The following is a 21,796-nucleotide window of genomic DNA, read 5'->3' as shown; positions in this document are numbered from 1 at the left end:
AAGCCGCCGTTACAACAGCGCCTCAAGATATCGGTTAACAGATGTCAAGGCACGGATGCCTCACCAAAGGGGCTCTGGGGATGGGACTATACGAAGGATACTGACGTGAGAACACGCCTCGCGATCCGAATGCACTCGGTGCTAGAACGCTTTTTTCCGGAACGACGTCTCTTCCTGAGATCGGACACCGACACCCGCTTCATCCGCCTTCGCCCAAGCACGCAATTGGTCGCTTTCCTCGGCGCCTCCGCCATTGTTGCCTGGACGATCATCGCCACCGCGATTCTGCTGATGGACAGCATCGGGTCCGGCAATTTCCGTGAGCAGGCCAAGCGCGATCAAATGACCTATGAGCAGCGTCTCAACGATCTGTCCGCAGAACGTGACGCGCGCACCGACGAAGCGCTGGCGGCACAGGCCCGCTTCAACACCGCACTTGCGCAGGTCTCCCAGATGCAGTCACAGCTGCTTGAATCCGAGATCCGCAGACGTGAGTTGGAAACCGGCATCGAGGTAATCCAATCCACCCTGCGCCGCACCATGCAGGAGCGCGAAGCGGCCCGCGCCGAAGTCGTCGCCCGCGACGTGGCACAGGCCGAAACCCAGACCGCCCTCATTGGCGCATCCCCTCTGGGCAATGACATGCTCGACGTGCTGTCCACCGCCCTCACAGAAACAGCCGCAGAACGCGATCAACTGGTGGCAGACGCACGCGCTGCCTCAGAAGCCGCTGATGAAATGGAGCGCGAACTCCTGCTGATGGAAGAGAAAAACGACCAGATCTTCCGCCAGCTCGAAGACGCGATGACCGTCTCTGTGGAGCCTCTCAACAAGATGTTCACAGCAGCTGGGCTGGATCCCAAAAACCTGCTCGATGAGGTGCGCCGCGGCTACAGCGGCCAGGGTGGTCCGATGATGCCGCTCAGCTTCTCTACCAAAGGTGGCGAGCTCACCGCAGAGACCCTGCGCGCCAATCGGCTTCTTGATCAGCTGGATCAACTGAACATGTACCGCATCGCCGCCGAAACCGTGCCTTTTGCCAATCCGGTGCAATCTGCCTTCCGCTACACATCAGGCTTTGGCATGCGCTGGGGCCGGATGCACAAAGGCACCGATTTTGCCGCGCGCTATGGCACGCCGATCCATTCCACCGCCGACGGTGTGGTGGTGCACGCGGGCTGGCAATCCGGTTATGGTCGTTTGGTGAAAATCCGCCATGAGCACGGAATTGAGACACGATATGCCCATCTGGCAAAAATCCGCGTAAAAGTTGGCCAAAGAGTCTCGCGCGGTGACCGCATAGGTGATATGGGCAACTCTGGACGCTCGACCGGCACGCATCTACACTACGAAGTGCGTGTCAATGGACGCGCGGTGAACCCGATGACATTTATCAAGGCTGGAAGAGATGTTTTCTAAGAGCAAAATCAACGACCCCGCACCGAAAGCCGACGCTCCGGCCACTCCTGCTGCCGAATCTGCGATTCCTGCGGCACCGGCAAAAGCAAGCGACTTCAAATCCGCCCCTAAGGCAAAGCCGCCCGCATCTGTGCTGTCCTCTGACCTGCACATCACGGGCAACCTGAAAACAACCGGCGACATTCAGGTCGAAGGCACCATCGAAGGTGACATTCGCGCGCACCTGCTGACCGTGGGTGAAACCGCCACCATCAAAGGCGAAGTGATCGCGGATGATGTTGTGGTCAACGGCCGCATCGTGGGCCGTGTACGTGGCCTGAAAGTGCGCCTGACCTCCACTGCGCGTGTTGAGGGTGATATCATCCACAAAACCATCGCCATCGAAAGCGGTGCGCATTTTGAAGGCTCTGTGCAGCGTCAGGATGACCCGCTCACCGGCGGCAAAACCGCTGCGCCTGTCGCAGCACCACAGGCGGCCCCTGCCGCAGCCAAGGCCGGCAGCTAAATCACAGTCTGATCGTCGCCTTACGATCTTGATTTCCAACCGCCGTAGCCTCTGGGTTGCGGCGGTTTTTCTATGCAAATACCTCCGCCCACAACACCTGTATCTCCCCCCACTGCGCGTGGTTGCCCCAATGACCACACCCAAAAATCCTTTCTTTTCAAAGATACGCCTTCTACCGTCACCCCATGTGATTTTAGGAGGTAGAAATGTTGAACAAATTATCAGCAGAATTCATTGGCACGTTCTGGCTTGTTTTTGGCGGCTGCGGCAGCGCGGTATTGGCCGCTGGGGTGGCTGATGTGGGCATCGGCTGGCTTGGTGTCAGCCTCGCGTTTGGCCTGACAGTGCTCACCATGGCCTATGCCGTGGGGCATATATCCGGCGGCCATTTTAATCCCGCGGTCAGCCTCGGCCTGATGATCGCAGGGCGCTTTGAAGGCAAAGACCTGATCCCCTACTGGATTGCACAGCTCGCGGGCGCGATCGCTGCTGCTGTGCTGCTCTATCTGATTGTATCTGGCGCGCCAGACTTCGCAGGGCCCGGCGGCTTTGCCTCCAACGGCTACGGCACAGCCTCCCCACAAGGCTATTCCATGATGTCTGCCCTGATCATCGAAATCGTACTCACGGCAGGCTTTCTCTTGGTGATTTTGGGCGCCACATCCCATGGCGCGCCCATCGGCTTTGGCCCGATTGCGATTGGCCTTGCCCTGACGCTGATCCACCTGATCTCCATTCCCGTCACCAACACCTCCGTGAACCCAGCCCGCTCCACCGGCGTTGCGCTTTTTGCCGACGGTCCGGCCTTGGCCCAACTTTGGTTGTTCTGGGTGGCCCCGTTGGTTGGGGCCGCGATTGGGGCTCTGCTCTGGAAACTAACAAGTTCTGAAGCTTAAAACACGCGCAAAATGCACTGTCTGGCGGGGCGCGAGCACTCGGCGTTGCCGCTCGCTCCGCCTGACAGTCACTCTCCTCTGCGCCCCATCCCCCTTTGGTGCGGTCCGCCACACCGAAAGGCATAAAAACCGGTTTGGCGCCTTTATCAAGCGAGTTTCACTGATCCTTAACCACGTGTCGCTACCCGTTAAGTCAGTTTTGATTAAAATCGGGAACCGACAAATTGCTGGAAAATCAGCCCGCCGCGACCGCACAGAATGTGCCCCTCTCCCACGATCCAGAGCAGACCAAGCAACAAGCAGATACGTTGGTGTCGCTCGCGCAAAACGCCCCACTTGGCGACGGAGGGCAAGAGGCCTCCCGACTGCTGTCACAAGCGCTTGAAATTGATCCGCAACACCACGAAGCCCAGCTTCTGCGCGAACAACTCTTTCAGATGTTTGTGCCTCGCTGGCACTTCCCGATGCTCGCTGACAAAACCCGCAACACTGCCTATGCCAAAGCCATCGCCGCCAAAGTAAAGCCCGGCGACATCGTGCTCGACATCGGCTCCGGTGCAGGGCTCACCGCCATGCTGGCCGCACGTGCGGGTGCAAAACACGTCTACGCCTGCGAACAGCAGCCCCTGATCGCCGAGGCGGCCAAACGCGTGATCGCCGCCAATGGGCTCAGCGATAAGATCACCGTGATTTCAAAATGGTCCCACAACATCGTTGTTGGCGAGGACATCCCGGAGCGCGCCGATGTGGTGCTCTCTGAGATTGTCGACAGCAACCTGCTGGGCGAAGGCGCATTGGCCACGCTGGCACACGCTATGGCCACCCTGGCCAAACCCGGCGCCCGCGCCATTCCCGAAAGCGGCACCGTCCGCGCCCAACTGGTGGAAAGCGACAAGCTCGTCAATCTGTGGCGTCCTCAGGAGGCAGAAGGCTTTGATCTCAGCGCCTTCCACCACTTTGCTTCTGTGGCACAAGTCACCCCCAATGACTTCACCGCCTGCGGCTTGCGCCCGCTCGGCCCCGCCACGGATCTGTTCCAGTTTGATTTTGCCAACCCAAGCATTGATGCGGATCGCATCACCACCGAACTGATGAGCGCAGGCTCCGGCACAATCCACGCAGTCTGCCTCAGCTTTGAGATGGTACTTGCGCCGGGCATTTCGGTGACCAACGGCCTTGGGACAGAGGATGACACCGATGGCCACTGGGGCCGCACCGCCTATCTGCTGGACCGCGCCGTGCCCGCCCACAAAGGTGCACGCCTGACGATCACCGCCCAGCATGACGCGACCAAACTCAGCGTTTCCATCCACGAACGCCCGGCCATGATTGTGAACAACGGCACATCGCCAACGCTGCAAACCGGCTGGACCCCCGCGCCCGCCATACGCGCGCACTCCGCCGGATAACCAAACAAAAACGCCGACCACAGAGCTCTCTGTGATGCGGTTACTAAAGCAACAAAGGCGCCCAATATGTGCTCACACATGATGGGCGTTTTTGCTCCACACTATCGCCAAAGTTGAATATTATTTCAGCTATCAATCACTTGATAGCTAGGAAAAATATTTAATGAAAATGCAATTGACCATCGCAGCGCTGCTTCTGGCATCGGCAACAACATCAAATGCGCTGGAGGCCTACGAACTATTAGATCTGACGCATTGCAGCCCATTCACTCAAGAATTCGAGGCTTGCACTGAACTAGAACTCGAAGCATGCATGTCGGTCAGCAACTATGGATTGGAGCAACGCGGATGTCAGAACCAATTCTACCAAGAGGCAGACGACAAGCTGAACGACTACTATCAAAGCGCGATTCAAGCGGCTCGAAACGCCAAATACGAACTGCGAAACACAGCGTGGCAGGATCAGGAGCAGCTCTTGAGAGCTTCACAAAGAGCGTGGATTGAGATGCGCGACGCAACTTGTCAATTGTCTGGTGAGTTTGGCGCAGTGAATAGTGGTGCAGATGCTGACATCGCGGAATGCGAAGGTAGACTATCCATACGCCGCATTCGGGATTTACAAACCGAAATCGGGGGTTTCCTAGACTAAAGAAACTTCTAGCAAACTTTAGCTCGAACGCAAAAGACCGACACGCAGGTGTCGGTCTTCTTCGTCGCAACGAAAATCACTCCGTCACAGTGACCTTTTTCATCACATCCGGTGCGCCGGTGATGGCGCCGCTCTGTCGGTGGCCACGTTTGATCGCGTCCACCACATCCATGCCTTCGGTCACTTTGCCCACAACCGTGTAGTTACCATTCAGGAAAGCACCTTCATCAAACATGATGAAGAACTGGCTGTTCGCGCTGTTAGGGTTTTGGCTGCGTGCCATACCCACAACACCACGGTCAAAGTTCAGATCGGAAAACTCCGCAGGCAGATCCGGCTGATCAGAGCCACCACGACCCGCATAACGCGCATCATAGTCAGCAGCAGTGTCGCCATACTGCACATCACCGGTCTGCGCCATGAAGCCTTCGATCACCCGGTGAAACGCGACATTGTCGTATTCGCCTTTGGTCGCGAGATCGGTGATGCGGGCCGCGTGCTGCGGCGCCACATCTTCAAACAGGTCAACCACGATGGTGCCATTGGCCCCTTCGCCAGCCACCTCGATCTTCAGCCCCGTGGCCAGCGCAGGGCTGGCCAGCAAAGCGAAAGTCGCTGCAAGCTTAAGCGTCGACATCAGCAGCCACCTTCACGCTGATCATGCGATCTGGGCTGGCAGGCGGCTCGCCGCGTACGATGGCGTCCACATGCTCCATGCCGGAGGTCACACGACCATAAACAGTGTACTGACCGTTCAGGAAGTGGTTGTCAGAGAAGTTGATGAAGAACTGGCTGTTTGCAGAATCTGGCATCTGGCTGCGCGCCGCGCCCAATGTGCCACGGTCATGTGGCAGCTTGGAGAATTCCGCTTTCAGGTTTGGCAGATCAGAGCCGCCAGTGCCCGCCATGCGGATGTTGAAGTCTTTTTCCATGTTGCCGTTGGCCACGTCGCCGGTCTGCGCCATGAAGCCATCAATCACACGGTGGAACGCCACATTGTCATACTGACCAGAGCGCGCCAGCTCTTTCATACGCTCGGTGTGCCCCGGTGCCACATCCGGCAGAAGCTCAATCACGACGGTGCCGTCTTTCAGTTCCATCAGGATGGTGTTTTCGGGATCTTTGATATCGGCCATTGGGGCGCTCCTCATCTGAATTCTTGGGCGCTAGTTAATCATCTGACACGAGAATGCCAAGTGATCGTTGACCCAGCCCGCCAGTACGCTAGGTAGACCACAACATATTTTCTTTGGAGATTTCGATCATGGCGTGGAAAACCCTCGATCAAATGGATCTGAACGGCAAACGGGTGCTGACCCGAGTGGACATCAACGTGCCTGTGGCTGACGGCATTGTGACCGACACCACCCGCATTGACCGCATCGTGCCCACCGTGCGCGACATTCTGGCCGCTGGCGGCAAACCGATCCTGCTCGCGCATTTTGGCCGCCCCAAAGGCGAGCGTGTGCCAGAAATGAGCCTGCAACAGTTGGTGCCTGCACTTGAAGCCGCCTTTGGCACCTCCGTGCTGTTTGCCGCGGATTGCGTTGGCGGCGCGGCGGAGGCTGCCGTGGCCGCCCTGCCCGAAGGTCAGGTGCTGCTTCTGGAAAACACCCGCTACCACGCGGGCGAAACCAAAAACGACGCCGAGCTGACCGCGCAGATGGCTGCCCTTGGCGATGTCTTCTGCAACGATGCGTTTTCCGCCGCCCACCGCGCGCACAGCTCCACCTGCGGTCTGGCACACGCCCTGCCCGCCTGCGCCGGTCGCCTGATGCAGGCCGAACTTTCCGCGCTGGAAGGCGCGCTCGCCAACCCGGTGCGCCCGGTCACAGCTGTTGTCGGCGGCGCGAAAGTCTCCACCAAGCTTGAACTGCTCGGCAATCTTGTCTCTAAAGTGGATCACCTCGTGATCGGCGGCGGCATGGCCAACACTTTCCTCGCCGCCCAAGGCATCGACGTGGGCAAATCCCTGGCCGAGCACGACATGACCGACACCGCGTCAGAGATCCTCGCCAAAGCCAAAGAGGCCGGCTGCAACATCGTGCTGCCAACCGATGTTGTGGTCGCGCGCGAATTTGCCGCCAATGCCGCCAATGAAACCGTTGCTTCTGACGCCTGCCCCGCAGATGCGATGATCCTCGATGCAGGCCCGGCCACCGTGGCCAAAGTGGCGGAGGTCTTTGCCGTCTCCAAAACGCTGATCTGGAACGGCCCCATGGGCGCGTTTGAGATCGAGCCATTTAACGCAGCCACCGATGCCGCCGCGCTTCAGGCCGCCGCGCTCACCAAATCCGGCGCACTGGTTTCTGTCGCTGGCGGCGGCGACACCGTGGCCGCGCTGAACGCCTCCGGCGCTGCTGAAGATTTCAGCTATATCTCCACCGCAGGCGGCGCTTTCCTTGAGTGGATGGAAGGCAAAGAGCTGCCAGGTGTTGCAGCGCTAAACCAATAATGCACAATAGAGAGGTGCGACCTATTTAAGTCGCACCTCAAATTAAATAGCGATAGCGCCACCACAATTGAAGTCCCGCGCCCGCTAAACTATAGCGAGGCCAACTGGGGCAATAACCCTTTATTCTCAACAGATTTTGACTGAGGACACCAATGTCTAATCAAGCACAAGCTGAAAAGATTGCCGCCGGAAACGGCTTCATCGCCGCGCTGGATCAATCCGGTGGTTCCACACCCAAAGCGCTCCGCCTCTACGGCGTTGAGGAAACCGCCTACAGCTCTGATGCTGAAATGTTCGACATGATCCACGCCATGCGCTCCCGCATTGCACAGGCTCCTGCCTTCACCGGTGACAAAGTGGTCGGCGCGATCCTCTTTGAAATGACCATGGACCGCGACATCGATGGCCAGCCTTCCCCGACCTTTCTGTGGGAACAGCGCGGTGTTGTGCCTTTCCTGAAAGTCGACAAAGGTCTCGCAGACGAAGAAAACGGCTGTCAGGTGATGAAGCCAATGCCAGAGCTCGACGCGCTGTGCGCGCGCGCTGCGGCCAAAGGCGTGTTTGGCACCAAAATGCGCTCCGTGATTTCTGCGGCCAACGACGCTGGCATCAAAGCGGTTGTGGCGCAGCAGTTTGAAGTGGGCAAGCAGATCCTCGGCCACGGCCTCGTGCCGATCATCGAGCCAGAGGTGACCATTTCCATCGCGGACAAGTCTGAAGCCGAAGACAAGCTGCTCGCAGCCCTCACCGCAGAGCTCGACGCCCTGCCAGAGGACAAGCAGGTCATGCTGAAGCTGACCCTGCCAGAGGCGGCCAACCACTACAAAACACTGGTCGATCATCCACGTGTTATGAAAGTTGTGGCTCTCTCCGGTGGCTACAGCCGCGAAGAAGCCAACGCGCGCCTGTCTGAAAACACCGGCATGATTGCCAGCTTCTCCCGCGCGCTGACCGAAGGTCTCTCCGCACAGCAGACCGAAGACGAGTTCAACGGCATGATCGCAGGTTCCATCGACACGATCTATCAGGCCTCCATCGCCGGGTAAGCGACGCGGTCAATTCAAAACAAAAAGGTGCGCAGTCTCTGCGCACCTTTTTTTGCCAAATGCGTGTGATCAAAACCGCAAAGGCACACGCCTCTAGTGCAACATCGCCCCGTCAGGCTGGTGGATTTCCTCAAGGGATGGCAACATCGCCTTGGCTCCCAAAGTTTGCGGCATGAAGAACGGGTTCACCTCTCCGCCATCAAACAGTCGCTTAAGCTCTTCCTGCGCAGCGTCATCTGCCTTGGGCCAGGACACCTGATTGTCGATCGGAAATTGCTGCCGCAGCGCCCCATGGCATTCCTCTGCCGCTTTCGAAGCGGCGGCGTAGGCATCTGAGGTGTCCTCCTTCTGTACTTTCCACGACAGAAAGCCGATGGCTTCACTGCAGAAATACGCCTTCCAGTCTGGAAACGCTGCACTGGCGATCTTCCGATAAGCTGGCAGCTCATGTTGCAGCTCTTCGCGGGTCAGGAAACCAGCCGCATAGGCGCGCCGCAGCAAGAACATCCCCCGGCTCAGATCAAAGCCCCACCCCAGCGACAACAGATCAAGCTCTCCCTGCGGATAGAGCACGCGATCAATGGTATCCATGTCAAACAAGAACATATTGCGCACATCGTTGCGCACCGCCAAACGCCCAATGTGGCGCACAATCTGAAACATCTGATCGCGCGCATCCCCATGCGGCTTCAGCGTCTCAGGGTCGTCAAGTTCAGCACATTTGTCTGCGATTGCCTTAAAGAAAGTCGCCTCATCCAGACCAAACTGATCCAGCGCGGCAGCCATCGACTGCCCCAGTATCCCTTCCGAATCTGCGATCTCCTCTTCTGGGAAAAACACCGGATGAAAGCTGTTGTGCGGCGCACCGCTCAGTTGTGCCAAGAGGTCATAGACAATGTCGAACCCTTCTTGATTGAACAGGGTCACTACCGCGGTGCGATGCACCCTGCCATCCCGAAGATCATGGATCATAGACAGCGCGGCCTGTTTGGATGAAATCCCCCAATCCCGCTTCAGCGCATGCATCAGGTGCTCTGAGTAGTCAAAGTTCTGATGCTGGTATGGGCGAGTCTCAGAGAAAGCTGGGTCATCATAGCCGGCTTTACGGTCCCAGAACGGATAGTTTTCGTAGGTGTTATACCACCCCTTGTCGCGATAAGTGAATCGCGCACATAGATTGAGCGCCTGAATCTCATCTTCGCTCAAGAGCGCATTATCACGCCCCTTGTGGTAGCGTTTGATTTCACGCTTAGCCGCATATCGACTGCGACTGAAAGACGAATTCACCATGATTGCCGGGAAAATAAGCAAGACCCAAAACAATATGCCCGCCCCAAACAGCAGCAAGCACAGCGCCGCAGGCACCGCCGATCCCCCAACAACAATCAGACGAGACTGGATAAACTGCTCGGAGATGACTTTACCCCAAGGTTGTTTCGGAGGCGGGACCATGCGTGTCCCAGCTAGGTTCTGAACATTGTCAGACAGGAAAGTATTGGTCATTTTGGTCGAACTGAAATTGAAAACTCGTCATGCAATGTCATAGCTTTAAGGCGAATGCAAAACATGTCCCAACATCAGTTGGGGAAAGCGTGACCAAAGGGTAACCCCCCCTGCGGAACATCGCGTACCTTAAGGCTATCTTTCGATGGCGCGCGTTGTGGTCACATCCTCCATGCCCACAAGACTGTCAAAATTTGGCTCCGTCGCGATACAGACGAGATACCGACGCAATACCGAAACCCTCGATTTTGAGATCACAACAATAGTTAACGCCACTGCCCTGATGCAAAAGAAATTCGAAAAAAAGCAGCTGCGAACAAGTCACTGAAATTAAAATAAAAATATCAAAAGAACGCAGTAGTTGCCAGTCATTAACAGATAGGGTTTAGGCTGATCCCGCACGCATCACGTGATTCGAAGTCTTAAAACAACGCATTTTATAAAAATGCTTAAATAAGTGTTTAAGGAATTCACAGCGCGAATCACCTAGGCTATATTGGTGCAAAGACGCCGCAAACGGCGCAGTAGAGGCAAAAATGACAGGTACATCTCCCCGCCCAGCTCTAGGTGCTGTTGTGTTTTTTGGTTTGGCGTTTGCGCTGGCGATCTATTTTACCTTTGCCGCGGTTCAGGGCGACTATGGTCTGTTCCGTCGTGTCGAAATCCTCGCAGAAAAGCAGCAGCTCGAAACAGAGCTCGCACTTGCACAGGCAGAGGTTGCCCATATGGAAAACCTCACACGTCGCCTGTCAGACAGCTATCTGGATCTGGATCTGCTTGATCAACAGGTGCGCGACGTGCTTGGCATGATCCGCGCTGACGAAGTGGTGATCCGCTGATCCCGTCAGCTCCCTGAAAATCAAACGCTTTTTTCACTCGCCACCGCTCCGGGCTTCCGCTACCATTTTGGCAAGTATGGTTTAAAGTTAAACCATCCAGCACTTGGGAGGAACCACGATGGCGGCGAAACGTGCTGCAAAGAAGCCCAATGTCTCGGGCGAAGAGCTCACGCAATACTATCGCGACATGCTGCTGATCCGGCGCTTTGAAGAGAAGGCTGGTCAACTCTACGGCATGGGCCTCATTGGCGGTTTCTGCCACCTCTACATCGGTCAGGAAGCCGTTGTGGTGGGTCTGGAGGCGGCGACAGAGGATGGCGACAAACGCATCACCTCCTATCGCGATCACGGCCACATGCTGGCCTGCGGCATGGATGCCAATGGCGTGATGGCCGAACTCACCGGGCGAGAGGGCGGCTATTCCAAAGGCAAAGGCGGCTCCATGCATATGTTTTCAAAGGAAAAACATTTCTACGGCGGTCATGGCATCGTCGGCGCACAGGTGCCACTTGGCGCAGGTCTCGCCTTTGCAGACAAATACAAAGACAACGGCCGCGTGACCTTCACCTACTTCGGGGACGGTGCCGCCAATCAGGGACAGGTCTATGAAACCTTCAACATGGCCGCCCTCTGGGATCTGCCCGTGGTCTTTGTGATCGAAAACAACCAATACGCCATGGGCACCGCACAGGCGCGCTCCACCTCCTCTCAGGATATTTACAAACGCGGCGAAGCCTTTGGCATCCCCGGCGAGATGGTAGATGGCATGGATGTCTTGGCGGTGAAAGACGCCAGCGAACGCGCTGTCAAACACTGCCGCGCGGGCAAGGGCCCCTACATCCTTGAGGTGAAAACCTACCGCTATCGTGGCCACTCGATGTCTGACCCCGCCAAATACCGCACCCGCGAAGAGGTGCAGAAGATGCGCGAGGAGCGTGATCCCATTGAAAACGTGCGTCAAATGCTGCTGACCGGCAAGCACGCCAGCGAGGAAGATTTGAAGGCGATCGATAAAGAGATCAAAGCCATCGTCAACGCCTCCGCTGATTTTGCCAAAGAGAGCCCGCTGCCCGATGAGGCTGAGCTCTGGACCGATATTTACGCCTAAGCCCCGGACGAGAGGACATTTATCATGGCTACTGAAATTCTCATGCCAGCCCTGTCGCCCACCATGGAAGAGGGCACCCTGGCCAAATGGCTGGTCAAGGAAGGCGACACCGTACAATCCGGCGACATCTTGGCCGAGATTGAAACCGACAAAGCCACAATGGAATTTGAAGCCGTTGACGAAGGGGTCATCGGCAAAATTCTGGTGGCTGAGGGCACGGAAGGCGTCGCGGTCAACACCGCCATCGCGATCCTTGCCGAAGACGGCGAAGACGTCAGCACTCTGGAAGCCGCCGCAGCTTCTGCTGAGACCGCTGTACCTGCGGTTGAGGCCGGCAGCGCGGCCCCCGCCTCTGTCGCAGCTCCAGATGCCCCCACGCCTGATCTGAGCCCCGATTGGCCTGAAGGCACCCCCATGAAGTCTCAGACCGTGCGTGAAGCCCTGCGCGACGCCATGGCCGAAGAAATGCGCTCCGATGAGGACGTCTATCTCATGGGCGAAGAGGTCGGCGAATACCAAGGTGCCTATAAGGTCAGTCAGGGTCTGCTCGATGAATTTGGTGGCAAACGTGTGATTGACACGCCGATCACCGAACATGGCTTTGCCGGTATTGCCGTCGGTGCCGCCTTTGGCGGCTTGAAGCCAATCGTTGAGTTCATGACATTCAACTTTGCAATGCAAGCCATTGACCAAATTATCAATTCAGCGGCCAAAACGCTCTATATGTCCGGCGGTCAGATGGGCGCACCAATGGTGTTCCGCGGCCCCAACGGTGCCGCTGCCCGCGTGGGTGCACAACACAGTCAGGATTATGCAGCATGGTATGCCCAAATCCCGGGCTTGAAGGTGGCAATGCCCTACTCTGCCTCAGATGCCAAAGGCTTGCTGAAATCCGCGATCCGCGATCCAAACCCGGTGATTTTTCTGGAAAACGAGATCATGTACGGCCGCAGCTTTGACGTGCCAGACATCGACGACTTCACCATTCCTTTTGGCAAGGCGCGCATCTGGCGCGAAGGCTCTGATGTGACCATCGTAAGCTTCGGCATCGGCATGCAATATGCGCTTGAGGCGGCGGATAAGCTGGCTGAAGACGGCATTTCCGCAGAAGTCATCGACCTGCGCACCCTGCGCCCAATTGATTATGACACGGTGATTGCCTCGGTGATGAAAACCAACCGCTGCGTAACGGTTGAAGAAGGCTGGCCTGTCGGCTCCATCGGCAACCACCTCGCGGCCACCATCATGCAGCGCGCCTTTGATTATCTGGACGCCCCGGTGATCAACTGCACCGGCAAAGATGTGCCCATGCCTTACGCCGCAAACCTCGAAAAACTGGCGTTGACGACCACTGATGAGGTCATCGCGGCGGTGAAACAAGTGACCTATCGCAGATGATACATTGGCGTAGCTTTGTATTGGGGAGCCTCGTAGGTGGAGCAGTGATCGGGTGCTATACCCTGCTGAATACCGGCTATAAGGTTCTGGACCATGGTATATCGCTTACTTACGCTATTTCTGAGCAAGACACCTTGCGCAAAGAAAGTGATGTTTTGAAAGCAATGGCCGAACCCCATTGGTTGGGTCTTTCCAAAAGAAATGCCGCTGATCGCCTCAAGGACCTAGAAGTTTTCGATTTCGAGAAAGGCGACACGGGTATCGCCGCTGGTCCCGTTTTCTTGAGTCTAGAAAACGGCATAGTTGTCGGTGTTCGTACTCATTGCGCTCGGATTGTAACCGAAGATTGCAAGCTCAAGGGAGAGAGCTAAAATGCCCATAGAAATCCTCATGCCCGCGCTTTCCCCTACAATGGAAGAAGGCACCTTGGCCAAATGGCTGGTCAAAGAAGGCGATGAAGTCTCCTCTGGTGATTTGCTGGCGGAAATCGAGACCGACAAGGCCACGATGGAGTTTGAAGCCGTCGAAGACGGGATTGTCGGCAAAATTCTGGTCCCGGAAGGCTCTGAAGGGGTCCAGGTCAACGCGGTCATCGCCATTTTGCTCGAAGATGGCGAAAGCGCGGAAGATATTGGCGCTACACCTGCCGCTGCGCCAGCTGCAGCGCCGACAGAGGAACCCGAGGCCCCGAAAGCGCCCGCTGCCAGCGCCCCTGCGCCTTCCGCTACTGTCAGCTCCGATGGCAATCGCATTTTTGCCTCCCCTCTGGCACGCAGAATAGCGGCTGACAAAGGCATTGATTTGGCCACACTCACAGGCTCCGGCCCGCGCGGTCGGATCGTGAAAGCTGATGTAGAAGGCGCAAGCGCCGCACCCGCCGCAGCCAAAGCACCTGCAACACCGACGCCAGCTGCAAAAGCCGCTCCACTGGCTAGCGGCCCCGAAGCGGATACCGTCCTGCGCATGTATGCAGACCGCGATTTTGAAGAAGTCGCCCTTGATGGCATGCGCAAAACCATCGCCGCCCGCCTGACAGAGGCCAAACAGTCGATTCCGCATTTCTATCTGCGGCGTGACATCAAACTGGATGCGCTTTTGGCCTTCCGCAGCCAACTCAACAAACAGTTGGAAAAACGCGGCGCGAAGCTCTCGGTCAATGATTTCATCATCAAAGCCTGCGCTTTGGCCCTGCAAGAAGTGCCGGATGCCAATGCCGTATGGGCGAGCGACCGGATTTTGAAACTCAAACCCTCCGATGTGGCCGTTGCGGTCGCCATCGAAGGTGGCCTGTTCACCCCGGTGCTCAAAGACGCGGAGATGAAGTCATTGTCCGCCCTATCAGCGGAGATGAAAGACCTCGCCGCCCGTGCCCGAGACCGAAAACTGGCCCCACATGAGTATCAGGGCGGGAGTTTTGCAATTTCCAACCTGGGCATGTTTGGCATCGACAATTTTGACGCGGTGATCAACCCCCCGCATGGCGCAATCCTCGCCGTTGGTGCTGGTACAAAGAAACCGGTTGTTGACGAAGATGGTCAGATCAGTGTGGCCACCGTGATGTCAGTCACCCTGTCTGTCGACCACCGCGTGATTGATGGCGCTTTAGGGGCGCAACTGCTGCAGGCGATTGTTGACAACCTTGAGAACCCAATGACCATGCTGGCCTAAGATAACGAGCGAAAAACGGCCTGGAACTTATTGGGTTCCAGGCCGTTTTTCATAAATCTGATCAGGCATTTACTTTGCCTTGCCAGCGCCTGACAAAACCTGATCCATGCTCACAGCGGGCTGGTCACACCCAGCTTCACCAACAACTTTCGCAGGCACGCCGGCCACGGTCTTACAGGGCGGCACCTCTTGCAGCACCACTGAGCCAGCGGCAATACGGCTACAATGGCCAATACGAATATTGCCCAGAACCTTTGCTCCAGCGCCGATAAGAACACCGTCCCCAATCTTGGGGTGACGGTCTTCTTCCTCTTTGCCGGTGCCGCCGAGTGTCACCGAATGCAGCATCGACACATTGTCGCCCACAACCGCGGTTTCGCCGATCACGATGGAATGGGCGTGGTCAATCATGATGCCTTTGCCGATCTTGGCGGCAGGGTGAATATCGATACCAAAGATTTCGCTGGTGCGCATCTGAATGAAATAGGACAGATCAAAGCGCCCCTGCTTCCACAGCCAATGCCCGATACGGTAGGCTTGGACAGCCTGGTAGCCTTTGAAGTAAAGGATTGGCTGCAATAAGCGGTGGCAGGCCGGATCTCGCTCGTAGATCGCCATAAGATCGGCGCGCGCTGCGGCAGACAATGACGGATCCGCAGCAAAAGCTTCATCGGCAATCTCTCGCAAAATCACCATCGACATCTCATTAGACGACAGCTTTGCCGCAAAACGATAGCTCAGTGCGCGTTCTATCGTCTGATGGTGCAACACACAGGCGTGCACCAATCCCCCCATCAGGGGTTCCTCACGCACCGCCTCTTGGGCTTCACGCGTGATCTGCTGCCAAACCGGATCTAGCTCGGTCACTTTGGGTTGCATCTCAGCCATGGTCACACCTTTCTGTTCCCGCCAGTTTACACTAGGTAGTTGCCCAGCGCCAAATTCAAAGGTGTGATTGCGCATAAAACCACCGTGAATGGAACACCCCATTTCAGGCGATTAAACAGAAATTGATGCCCAACGCCCCGGACCAAACACAGCAGAGATCTGCGCCACTTCGATACGGCCCTCAGCCCCAAAGCCATCTGCGCTCTGCATCTCTTGCGCATATGTCCATGCCGGAGCAGACACCTGTTCTTCGCGGATGAGCGCATCGCCAGCATAGACACGCAGCAGATACGCCTCTGTTTCTTCCCCCAGCGGCACCTCAAGACCGTCCCAATTGTCCCCATCAATCCGCGTGCGTCTGATCCATCGCACAGCGAGCGCGCCATTTGCGGCTTGTGTTATACGAAGATGCACAGGCGCATAGGGACGCAACCCAACGCCATCAAACGCCTCTGTGTACCGCCGGTATGTCGCATCAAAGAGCGCACGCTGCGCCGGTCCCACCCGATAGTTCCGCAACGCACCCCGATATCTGCGCGGCAAATTGAGTTGCGCGATGGCCTCAGACACAAACACAACGTAACTGCCTTCTGGCCATTCGGTTTGGATATTGCCTTCGGTGCCCAACTGGCCTCGCAACCGTCCCGAAAGCCGAAAGCGGTTCGGGCCTATCAGCTCGGCGTGCTGAAACTGGATCGCTTCCCAATTGTCTGACGCCCCATCCCCGACAAAGGCGAGATTGCCACCATTCAGAAGCCCAAGGCCAGACACGCTCTGTAAGGCGCCGTGGATCAACTGCACATCAAGCCCAGCGCCTTTGTCCAAGCGACCAGCTGAGGCTGCCAAAAGCGGAGACCGCGTAGTCCCGATTGTTGCCGGACTTTCCAGCAGTTGATCTAAGGCATAGCCATCCTCTGTATCGCTTGCATAGACAGCCACGCGCCCCGGCCATGGATTGGCCGTACAGGCGATATGAGGCGCATGCGGAACTTCATCACCTGTCATCAGTGGCACATCAAGAAACAAAGTACGCACAGGCACAGGCGGCAGAAACCCATTTCCGCGCGGCGGATCACTCTCAGCGTCTGACACTGCATAGATCGCGCGTTCAACCCTGGCCCCTTCAAGCACCTGCGCGTCCTGCAGCGTCACCCGATCCAGTCGGAAACTCTGTCGCGCGATATCTGTCTGAGCGAGGGTAACCACGTCCCCGGCGCCCAGATCCATTCGGCTGGGCGGCAAAGCCAGCTTCACACGATCCCGTGCCACGCGCGCTTCTGCCAACCAACGCTCTGCTGTCTGGCGTCCCTCACCACGTGTGATCACTTCTGGCACTTCACTTTGAGAGACAGCAAAGCTTGCCTCATCATGCAGGATCGCTTCCTCAGTGGCCGCATCGAAATCCCGCTCAGCCAATGTGAAGTTCAGCCGCACACGTCCTGCCAACTCTGCATCCGCAGTACGACTAAGCTCCCAGTCCCCATCTATATCGCTTGAAAGCGCTAGTTTGTCTTCTGTGAGCGCATTGTCATCTCGCAAGCCCCGCATCGCAAAATGCAGAACCCCATCGCGCTCAAACGCATCAAACCCGTGGCGCAACATCAAAGGCTGCAATGCCGCACGGCCATCAGCCACATCAGCTTGCACATATCCGCGCACAACCCCGTAAAGACCAGAAACATCATAATGCGCGACACCGGAGGCCAGGCAAATCTCCTCAACAACTGCTGCAAGCGTGCGATTGGTAGCGCGCCCATTCAGCCAATGCCCCTTGGCGTAGTTTCCCCCATCGGTCCACAAGTCGCGCTCATTGGGAAACGCAGGAAACGGACGCGCATCCCATGCCCAGGCAAACATGCGTGCCGTATCCAGCATTGGCGCATTATAAATGTCTGACACCGGGTTATGCGCCTCAACATTCCAATACTCGTGCAAGGCCTGCAAGTAAGATTGCTGCATCAAGTCATCCCGAATGCCACGCGAATAATATGGAAGCGCAGACTCCGAAGATTTCTCATCCAGGAACTTATTGGGCTGATTGGTGCCCCGATCAATCGCGGCACAGCCTATTTCCGTAAACCAGATGGGCTTTGATCCTGGGATCCAATCCGTCGGAGACGTTTGTCGCATGCCAGCAACACGGTCATGATGGGGATTGGACCACCAGTTTTTGATATCTTTGTAGCGAAACACCCAGGGTTCACCGTAGGCGCCATCTTCTATGGGGCTGCGAGCCTGCGCATCCCGCGCCTCTTGTGACGGATAGTACCAGTCATAGCCTTCCCCTCCAGCCACTTGGGTCTTTAGGTATTCAATGTTGTGTACCGCATCCCGAATTGCTCCGTCGATATGGTCAACGTCATCGCGCCAGTCAGACAGCGGCATGTAGTTATCGATCCCAATAAAATCGATCTCATCATCCGCCCAAAGCGGATCAAGATGGAAATAAACATCCCCACTGCCATCCTGTGGCTGATACCCAAAGTACTCTGACCAATCGGCGGCATAGCCAATCTTCACCGACGGACCAAGCAAGGCACGCACCTCTGCAGCCAGCGCGATCAACTGGGCCACTGCTGGAAATCCGGCGGCTCCTCTGATCTGCGTAAGGCTCCGCATTTCCGAACCAATACAGAACGCATCAACACCACCAGCAGCGGCGCACAGCGCAGCGTTGTGCAAAATGAACCGCCGGTAGGACCATTCATCAGGACCAGCGTAGCTCACGCCCTCTGTGGAAACCTGAAAGTCCGCCGCGCGTGCGGTTCCAAAGAACGCGGCAACCTCTCCCTCCGCTGGCGCGGTTCCATCCGGCGAGCCTGTCTGCCCTGGCGCCTTGGACAGAGTGATCCGCCCCCGCCACGGCAGAACAGGCTGATCCGGGTCATCACTCCAAGGATCCGCGCGCCCATTGCCCGACAGCTGTTCCATCAGGATAAAGGGGTAGAACATCACCTCCTGCCCAGCGCCCTGCAAATGGCGGATCGCTTGGATCACCGACGCGTCTGATGGTGTGCCTCCATAGACAGGCCGCCCATCAAGCTTTGCAACCTCCTGCGCTACACTGCGGCTCACGCCTGCGACCCGCCAAGGCATCGCGTCCCCATCCACATCGCTCTGCTCCACTTTGGGGCGCAGCGTACAGTGCCCCACCCGCAGATCATCGCCAAACCAACTCACAATCAGCGACGTCGCTCTGCACTTGGGCAGCTCTTCGGTGAGCGCATCAATGGATGTCACAAGGTCAGCCTTGCCTGACGGCGTATTCTCATTGGCTGCGCGCGTTTCCCCGCCGTCCCGTTGCAGGTAAACCGGCGTCTCAGCCAAAGCATACTCCCCCGTGCCCGGCATCAGGGCCACAGCCCGCACAGTTTCTGCATAATCGGACACATGACTTGGAACCGATTTCGGCGTTGGGCGCACAACTTCAAAACTGAACTGAGGCACGCGGTTGCCGAAAGGCGCGAGCTCTAGATCTTCAATCACCACATAGGCAGTGCCACGAAAAGCAGGCACAGCCCCGCTGCCTTCGACAGCTTCAATTTTAGGATCCGGCAATTGATCTCCCGTGCCATAGTGCACACGCAATGTCAGATCATTGGGCGAGATTTCAATGCCATCCGCCCAGACACGCCCAACCCGCGCGATTTCCCCTTCACAAAGCGCAATCGCCAAAGACACGGAATAACTGTAGCTCACGGTCTTTGGCTGGCTTGGCCGCCCCTTACCTCCGCCCCCTTCGGTTTCTGTGACCGTTTCCAGAAACCGCGTCGCCCAGATCACTTGACCCGGCAGGCGCACCCGTCCAAAGACCCGCGCCTGCGCGGCCCCTTCAGCAGATCCTGTGAGACGAAAGCGCTCAACTTTGCCGGTTTCAACAACATCAGCACCGCCCCCAAGTAAACTTTGATCGATCAGCTTGCCAACCGTTGCGCCTGCAAAGCGGCCCACTGCCGCTGTTGTGATCCCTGCCGCAACAGTGCCACCGATAGAGCCCCCAATCGCTGCGCCCGCAGCGGCCAAAATCACAGTTGCCATGTGTTGCCCTCCTCAGGCGCCGGGAAAGCAAATCGCCCCACAATGCGCCGCCGCCAGGGTAAGCTCAGCGCGTTTTCGACAACCGCATGGCCGCCGTATGCATGGATTACGCTGGCCATGTCGCCCAAACGCGCCACGATGCCCAAATGTTTGGCCACAGCGCCTGATTTCATCCGAAACAACAGCACATCTCCTGCAGCTTCCTCCGACAGCGATTTGGGTATCAAATAGCGCGCGGCAGCTTGCCAAAGCACCTCTTGACCGCGCGCCTCAGACCAATCACGCGTATAAGGCGGCACCAAAGCGGCCTCCTGCCCATAGAGCGTGCGCCACACACCTCGTATCAGGCCAAGACAATCCGCGCCTGCACCTAAGGCACTCGCCTGATGGCGATAAGGTGTGCCAATCCAACGCCGCGCAATGGCCACGACCTGGGCTCCATCTGCTGTGTTCATCGCAAGCTCCCCCCACGGTTGTTGCCAGTCTTGGTGGGATAGCTGGTGATCCAATCTTCTCCGGGAATGTCAGGAAAGCCCTGAAAATTCAGACGATTGTCAAATTTTGCGCCACAGGTCGAAAATCGCTTGTCGCAGCCCGCAATCAGGCGCAGCTGCTCTCCTGCCAGAACATCAAGCGGCAGGGCCTCCCACAACTCGATCACCCGGCTGTTTGGCTCAGAAACGTCGCGCTTTATCAAACCGGTCAGCCCGAGGCTTTCTCCGCTCAACACACGCAATTGCCCATGGGTGAACCACCCCGACGCAAAATTCCCTAACTCATCAAAGCGAAACACCCGTCGATCCGCTTGAGAGACCAACGCAACCTCCGCGGAAAAGGCCGGATCGCGCACATCAATGCCACAGCGCATATCCCCCAAAACAGCGGAGCACGCCCGCTGATAGACCCGCCCACGCGGCATATTCAGCCGCTCAGACAATCCGCGCAACTCCGCCACAAAAGCGCCGCCAGCCTGCCGCAGCTCTCCAAGCGCGCCACGAAACAGAACGCTGCGCTCAGAGGTCTGTGCCCAGTTGACCAGCCAGCAGACCACCTCGGCACCATCAAGGCGTCCTGCCGCGATGTCTACTGATCGCACTGACGCGTCACTTAGCACGCCAACAGCCTCGCTATTGTCCACCGCAAGCCCCGTGCCCTGCTCAAGCGCACTGGCCGTCAAACCAGTTGAGGCACGAAACTCAAATCCTTCAAATTTCAGATCCCTATCGTGGTCCGTAAAGCCCAGACGCACACCATCTTTGCGCACAATCCCCCATGCCCGCGCGACCGTTGTGGCACCGCTCTGTAGATGCGCCAATAGCTCCTGCTGAAACGCCATCAGACCCGCACCTCTACAATCGGTACATTGGGCACATCTCCCGCCTTGAAGCTGGCAACGCTTGTCTGAATTTGGTCCGTGTCAAACCGCACGGGCACATCAAACTCAAAACCAGCGGTGATCGTAGCGCCATCAGCAGGCGCGCCTTCAAAGCGCACGATCCCAGTTGCACTGTCGACCGTGAAATCCGGCCCAAGCGCTTGCAACACGCCATCCATGCCGATCTGAACCGTCCCGCCCAAAGGTTTGTGGATCGGCCGTACATATTGCTGCGCGCCCGACTCATACGTTTTCTGAAGCTGAAACGTGGTGGTGGTTCCATCTCCCAACCCGATCACCTGATCCTCAAACCCAACCTGCTGCGACACTGGGCAAGACTTATAGTCAGCCCAATCCTTCCAGCGAAACCCATTGAGCTGTCCCTGCCGCGCCTCAAAAAACGCGATCAAAACACCCAAATCGTCTACCGAGCGCATCGCCAACCCTGCATCATAGCTGCGTCGTGAATGCGCCCAGGGGGTGTTGCGTTCTTCAAACCCATTCACAAGCGTCACCACCTCTGTGCGTCGCTGCGGACCGCCAACCGAGCCAAAGCTCAGTGTGGTTGGAAATTGCACCTCGTGAAAACTCATGCCGCCC

20 protein-coding genes are annotated in these 21,796 nt (G+C 57.1%); 12 read left to right on the top strand and 8 right to left on the bottom strand.

Annotated elements, in window-relative coordinates; translation table 11 throughout:
* The first annotated feature begins 105 nt into the window (after window positions 1–105).
* From PJL69_RS02650 to PJL69_RS02630, 5 genes are all read left to right on the top strand, one after another.
* Entirely contained in the window at window positions 106–1,419 is a 1,314-nt protein-coding gene (locus PJL69_RS02650; RefSeq protein WP_271308268.1) for a M23 family metallopeptidase, read from the top strand.
* A complete protein-coding gene (locus PJL69_RS02645) occupies window positions 1,409–1,924 on the top strand; it encodes a bactofilin family protein (protein ID WP_271308267.1) in 516 nt (171 codons plus the stop codon). The genes PJL69_RS02650 and PJL69_RS02645 overlap by 11 nt, the downstream gene beginning before the upstream one ends.
* Before the next feature lie 206 nt (window positions 1,925–2,130).
* Window positions 2,131–2,820 (top strand): aquaporin Z, encoded by a 690-nt coding sequence (gene aqpZ / locus PJL69_RS02640; protein WP_271308266.1) that lies wholly within the window; start codon window positions 2,131–2,133, stop codon window positions 2,818–2,820.
* 260 nt (window positions 2,821–3,080) lie between these two features.
* Window positions 3,081–4,229 carry a 50S ribosomal protein L11 methyltransferase gene (locus PJL69_RS02635; protein WP_271308966.1) on the top strand — a complete coding sequence of 383 codons (1,149 nt, stop codon included), beginning with the start codon at window positions 3,081–3,083 and terminating at the stop codon, window positions 4,227–4,229.
* 163 nt (window positions 4,230–4,392) lie between these two features.
* Window positions 4,393–4,878, top strand: a complete 486-nt coding sequence (locus PJL69_RS02630) for a lysozyme inhibitor LprI family protein (RefSeq protein WP_271308265.1) — start codon at window positions 4,393–4,395, stop codon at window positions 4,876–4,878.
* A gap of 76 nt (window positions 4,879–4,954) precedes the next feature.
* Here the strand turns inward: PJL69_RS02630 and PJL69_RS02625 are convergent, their stop codons facing one another.
* Both PJL69_RS02625 and PJL69_RS02620 read right to left on the bottom strand, forming a co-directional pair.
* Entirely contained in the window at window positions 4,955–5,515 is a 561-nt protein-coding gene (locus tag PJL69_RS02625; protein WP_271308264.1) for a peptidylprolyl isomerase, read from the bottom strand.
* Window positions 5,502–6,014, bottom strand: coding sequence for a peptidylprolyl isomerase (locus PJL69_RS02620; RefSeq protein WP_271308263.1), 513 nt, complete (start codon window positions 6,012–6,014; stop codon window positions 5,502–5,504). Before PJL69_RS02620 ends, PJL69_RS02625 begins: the two co-directional genes overlap by 14 nt.
* A 128-nt stretch (window positions 6,015–6,142) precedes the next feature.
* On the opposite strand from PJL69_RS02620, the gene PJL69_RS02615 reads away from it, so the two are divergent.
* On the top strand, window positions 6,143–7,333 hold the full coding sequence (locus tag PJL69_RS02615; protein WP_271308262.1) for a phosphoglycerate kinase: 1,191 nt from the start codon (window positions 6,143–6,145) through the stop codon (window positions 7,331–7,333).
* Between the two features lie 152 nt (window positions 7,334–7,485).
* The gene (locus PJL69_RS02610) at window positions 7,486–8,379 is read left to right on the top strand and encodes a fructose bisphosphate aldolase (RefSeq protein WP_271308261.1); all 894 of its coding nucleotides are present in this window, start codon (window positions 7,486–7,488) and stop codon (window positions 8,377–8,379) included.
* A gap of 93 nt (window positions 8,380–8,472) precedes the next feature.
* On the opposite strand, the gene PJL69_RS02605 is transcribed toward PJL69_RS02610, so the two are convergent.
* Entirely contained in the window at window positions 8,473–9,882 is a 1,410-nt protein-coding gene (locus tag PJL69_RS02605; protein ID WP_271308260.1) for a DUF1266 domain-containing protein, read from the bottom strand.
* Between the two features lie 536 nt (window positions 9,883–10,418).
* On the opposite strand from PJL69_RS02605, the gene PJL69_RS02600 reads away from it, so the two are divergent.
* The 5 genes from PJL69_RS02600 to PJL69_RS02580 all read left to right on the top strand — a co-directional run bounded on the left by PJL69_RS02600 (window position 10,419) and on the right by PJL69_RS02580 (window position 14,895).
* Complete coding sequence (locus PJL69_RS02600) at window positions 10,419–10,721, top strand: FtsB family cell division protein (protein ID WP_271308259.1); 303 nt, start codon at window positions 10,419–10,421, stop codon at window positions 10,719–10,721.
* Between the two features lie 118 nt (window positions 10,722–10,839).
* Window positions 10,840–11,829 carry a pyruvate dehydrogenase (acetyl-transferring) E1 component subunit alpha gene (gene pdhA, locus PJL69_RS02595; protein WP_271308258.1) on the top strand — a complete coding sequence of 330 codons (990 nt, stop codon included), beginning with the start codon at window positions 10,840–10,842 and terminating at the stop codon, window positions 11,827–11,829.
* 24 nt (window positions 11,830–11,853) lie between these two features.
* Window positions 11,854–13,227 carry a pyruvate dehydrogenase complex E1 component subunit beta gene (locus PJL69_RS02590; protein ID WP_271308257.1) on the top strand — a complete coding sequence of 458 codons (1,374 nt, stop codon included), beginning with the start codon at window positions 11,854–11,856 and terminating at the stop codon, window positions 13,225–13,227.
* A complete protein-coding gene (locus PJL69_RS02585) occupies window positions 13,224–13,598 on the top strand; it encodes a hypothetical protein (RefSeq protein WP_271308256.1) in 375 nt (124 codons plus the stop codon). Before PJL69_RS02590 ends, PJL69_RS02585 begins: the two co-directional genes overlap by 4 nt.
* A 1-nt stretch (window position 13,599) precedes the next feature.
* Entirely contained in the window at window positions 13,600–14,895 is a 1,296-nt protein-coding gene (locus PJL69_RS02580) for a pyruvate dehydrogenase complex dihydrolipoamide acetyltransferase (RefSeq protein WP_271308255.1), read from the top strand.
* Between the two features lie 69 nt (window positions 14,896–14,964).
* Here the strand turns inward: PJL69_RS02580 and cysE are convergent, their stop codons facing one another.
* The 5 genes from cysE to PJL69_RS02555 all read right to left on the bottom strand — a co-directional run bounded on the left by cysE (window position 14,965) and on the right by PJL69_RS02555 (window position 21,789).
* The gene (cysE, locus tag PJL69_RS02575; RefSeq protein WP_209095459.1) at window positions 14,965–15,783 is read right to left on the bottom strand and encodes a serine O-acetyltransferase; all 819 of its coding nucleotides are present in this window, start codon (window positions 15,781–15,783) and stop codon (window positions 14,965–14,967) included.
* A 111-nt stretch (window positions 15,784–15,894) separates the two neighbouring features.
* Window positions 15,895–19,821: a baseplate multidomain protein megatron gene (locus tag PJL69_RS02570; protein ID WP_271308254.1), complete on the bottom strand. Its 3,927-nt coding sequence runs from the start codon at window positions 19,819–19,821 to the stop codon at window positions 15,895–15,897.
* Window positions 19,809–20,276 (bottom strand): NlpC/P60 family protein, encoded by a 468-nt coding sequence (locus tag PJL69_RS02565; protein WP_271308253.1) that lies wholly within the window; start codon window positions 20,274–20,276, stop codon window positions 19,809–19,811. Before PJL69_RS02565 ends, PJL69_RS02570 begins: the two co-directional genes overlap by 13 nt.
* The gene (locus PJL69_RS02560) at window positions 20,273–21,157 is read right to left on the bottom strand and encodes a DUF2163 domain-containing protein (protein ID WP_271308252.1); all 885 of its coding nucleotides are present in this window, start codon (window positions 21,155–21,157) and stop codon (window positions 20,273–20,275) included. The genes PJL69_RS02565 and PJL69_RS02560 overlap by 4 nt, the downstream gene beginning before the upstream one ends.
* Complete coding sequence (locus tag PJL69_RS02555) at window positions 21,157–21,789, bottom strand: DUF2460 domain-containing protein (protein ID WP_271308251.1); 633 nt, start codon at window positions 21,787–21,789, stop codon at window positions 21,157–21,159. Before PJL69_RS02555 ends, PJL69_RS02560 begins: the two co-directional genes overlap by 1 nt.
* Window positions 21,790–21,796: the final 7 nt, after the last annotated feature.

It is taken from the genome of Shimia sp. MMG029, from assembly GCF_027947445.1.
GTDB lineage: Bacteria > Pseudomonadota > Alphaproteobacteria > Rhodobacterales > Rhodobacteraceae > Shimia.
Note: the sequence above shows the minus strand (reverse complement) of the source record. Positions and strands in the feature narration are given on the sequence as shown.

Coding starts and splice junctions, on each gene's coding strand:
- PJL69_RS02645 (WP_271308267.1), top strand. CDS start 1,409: ATGTTTTCTAAGAGCAAAATCAACGACCCCGCACCGAAAGCCGACGCT.
- PJL69_RS02585 (WP_271308256.1), top strand. CDS start 13,224: ATGATACATTGGCGTAGCTTTGTATTGGGGAGCCTCGTAGGTGGAGCA.
- PJL69_RS02600 (WP_271308259.1), top strand. CDS start 10,419: ATGACAGGTACATCTCCCCGCCCAGCTCTAGGTGCTGTTGTGTTTTTT.
- PJL69_RS02615 (WP_271308262.1), top strand. CDS start 6,143: ATGGCGTGGAAAACCCTCGATCAAATGGATCTGAACGGCAAACGGGTG.
- PJL69_RS02590 (WP_271308257.1), top strand. CDS start 11,854: ATGGCTACTGAAATTCTCATGCCAGCCCTGTCGCCCACCATGGAAGAG.
- PJL69_RS02620 (WP_271308263.1), bottom strand. CDS start 6,014: ATGGCCGATATCAAAGATCCCGAAAACACCATCCTGATGGAACTGAAA.
- PJL69_RS02610 (WP_271308261.1), top strand. CDS start 7,486: ATGTCTAATCAAGCACAAGCTGAAAAGATTGCCGCCGGAAACGGCTTC.
- cysE (WP_209095459.1), bottom strand. CDS start 15,783: ATGGCTGAGATGCAACCCAAAGTGACCGAGCTAGATCCGGTTTGGCAG.
- PJL69_RS02605 (WP_271308260.1), bottom strand. CDS start 9,882: ATGACCAATACTTTCCTGTCTGACAATGTTCAGAACCTAGCTGGGACA.
- PJL69_RS02570 (WP_271308254.1), bottom strand. CDS start 19,821: ATGGCAACTGTGATTTTGGCCGCTGCGGGCGCAGCGATTGGGGGCTCT.
- pdhA (WP_271308258.1), top strand. CDS start 10,840: ATGGCGGCGAAACGTGCTGCAAAGAAGCCCAATGTCTCGGGCGAAGAG.
- aqpZ (WP_271308266.1), top strand. CDS start 2,131: ATGTTGAACAAATTATCAGCAGAATTCATTGGCACGTTCTGGCTTGTT.
- PJL69_RS02580 (WP_271308255.1), top strand. CDS start 13,600: ATGCCCATAGAAATCCTCATGCCCGCGCTTTCCCCTACAATGGAAGAA.
- PJL69_RS02560 (WP_271308252.1), bottom strand. CDS start 21,157: ATGGCGTTTCAGCAGGAGCTATTGGCGCATCTACAGAGCGGTGCCACA.
- PJL69_RS02555 (WP_271308251.1), bottom strand. CDS start 21,789: ATGAGTTTTCACGAGGTGCAATTTCCAACCACACTGAGCTTTGGCTCG.
- PJL69_RS02630 (WP_271308265.1), top strand. CDS start 4,393: ATGAAAATGCAATTGACCATCGCAGCGCTGCTTCTGGCATCGGCAACA.
- PJL69_RS02565 (WP_271308253.1), bottom strand. CDS start 20,276: ATGAACACAGCAGATGGAGCCCAGGTCGTGGCCATTGCGCGGCGTTGG.
- PJL69_RS02625 (WP_271308264.1), bottom strand. CDS start 5,515: ATGTCGACGCTTAAGCTTGCAGCGACTTTCGCTTTGCTGGCCAGCCCT.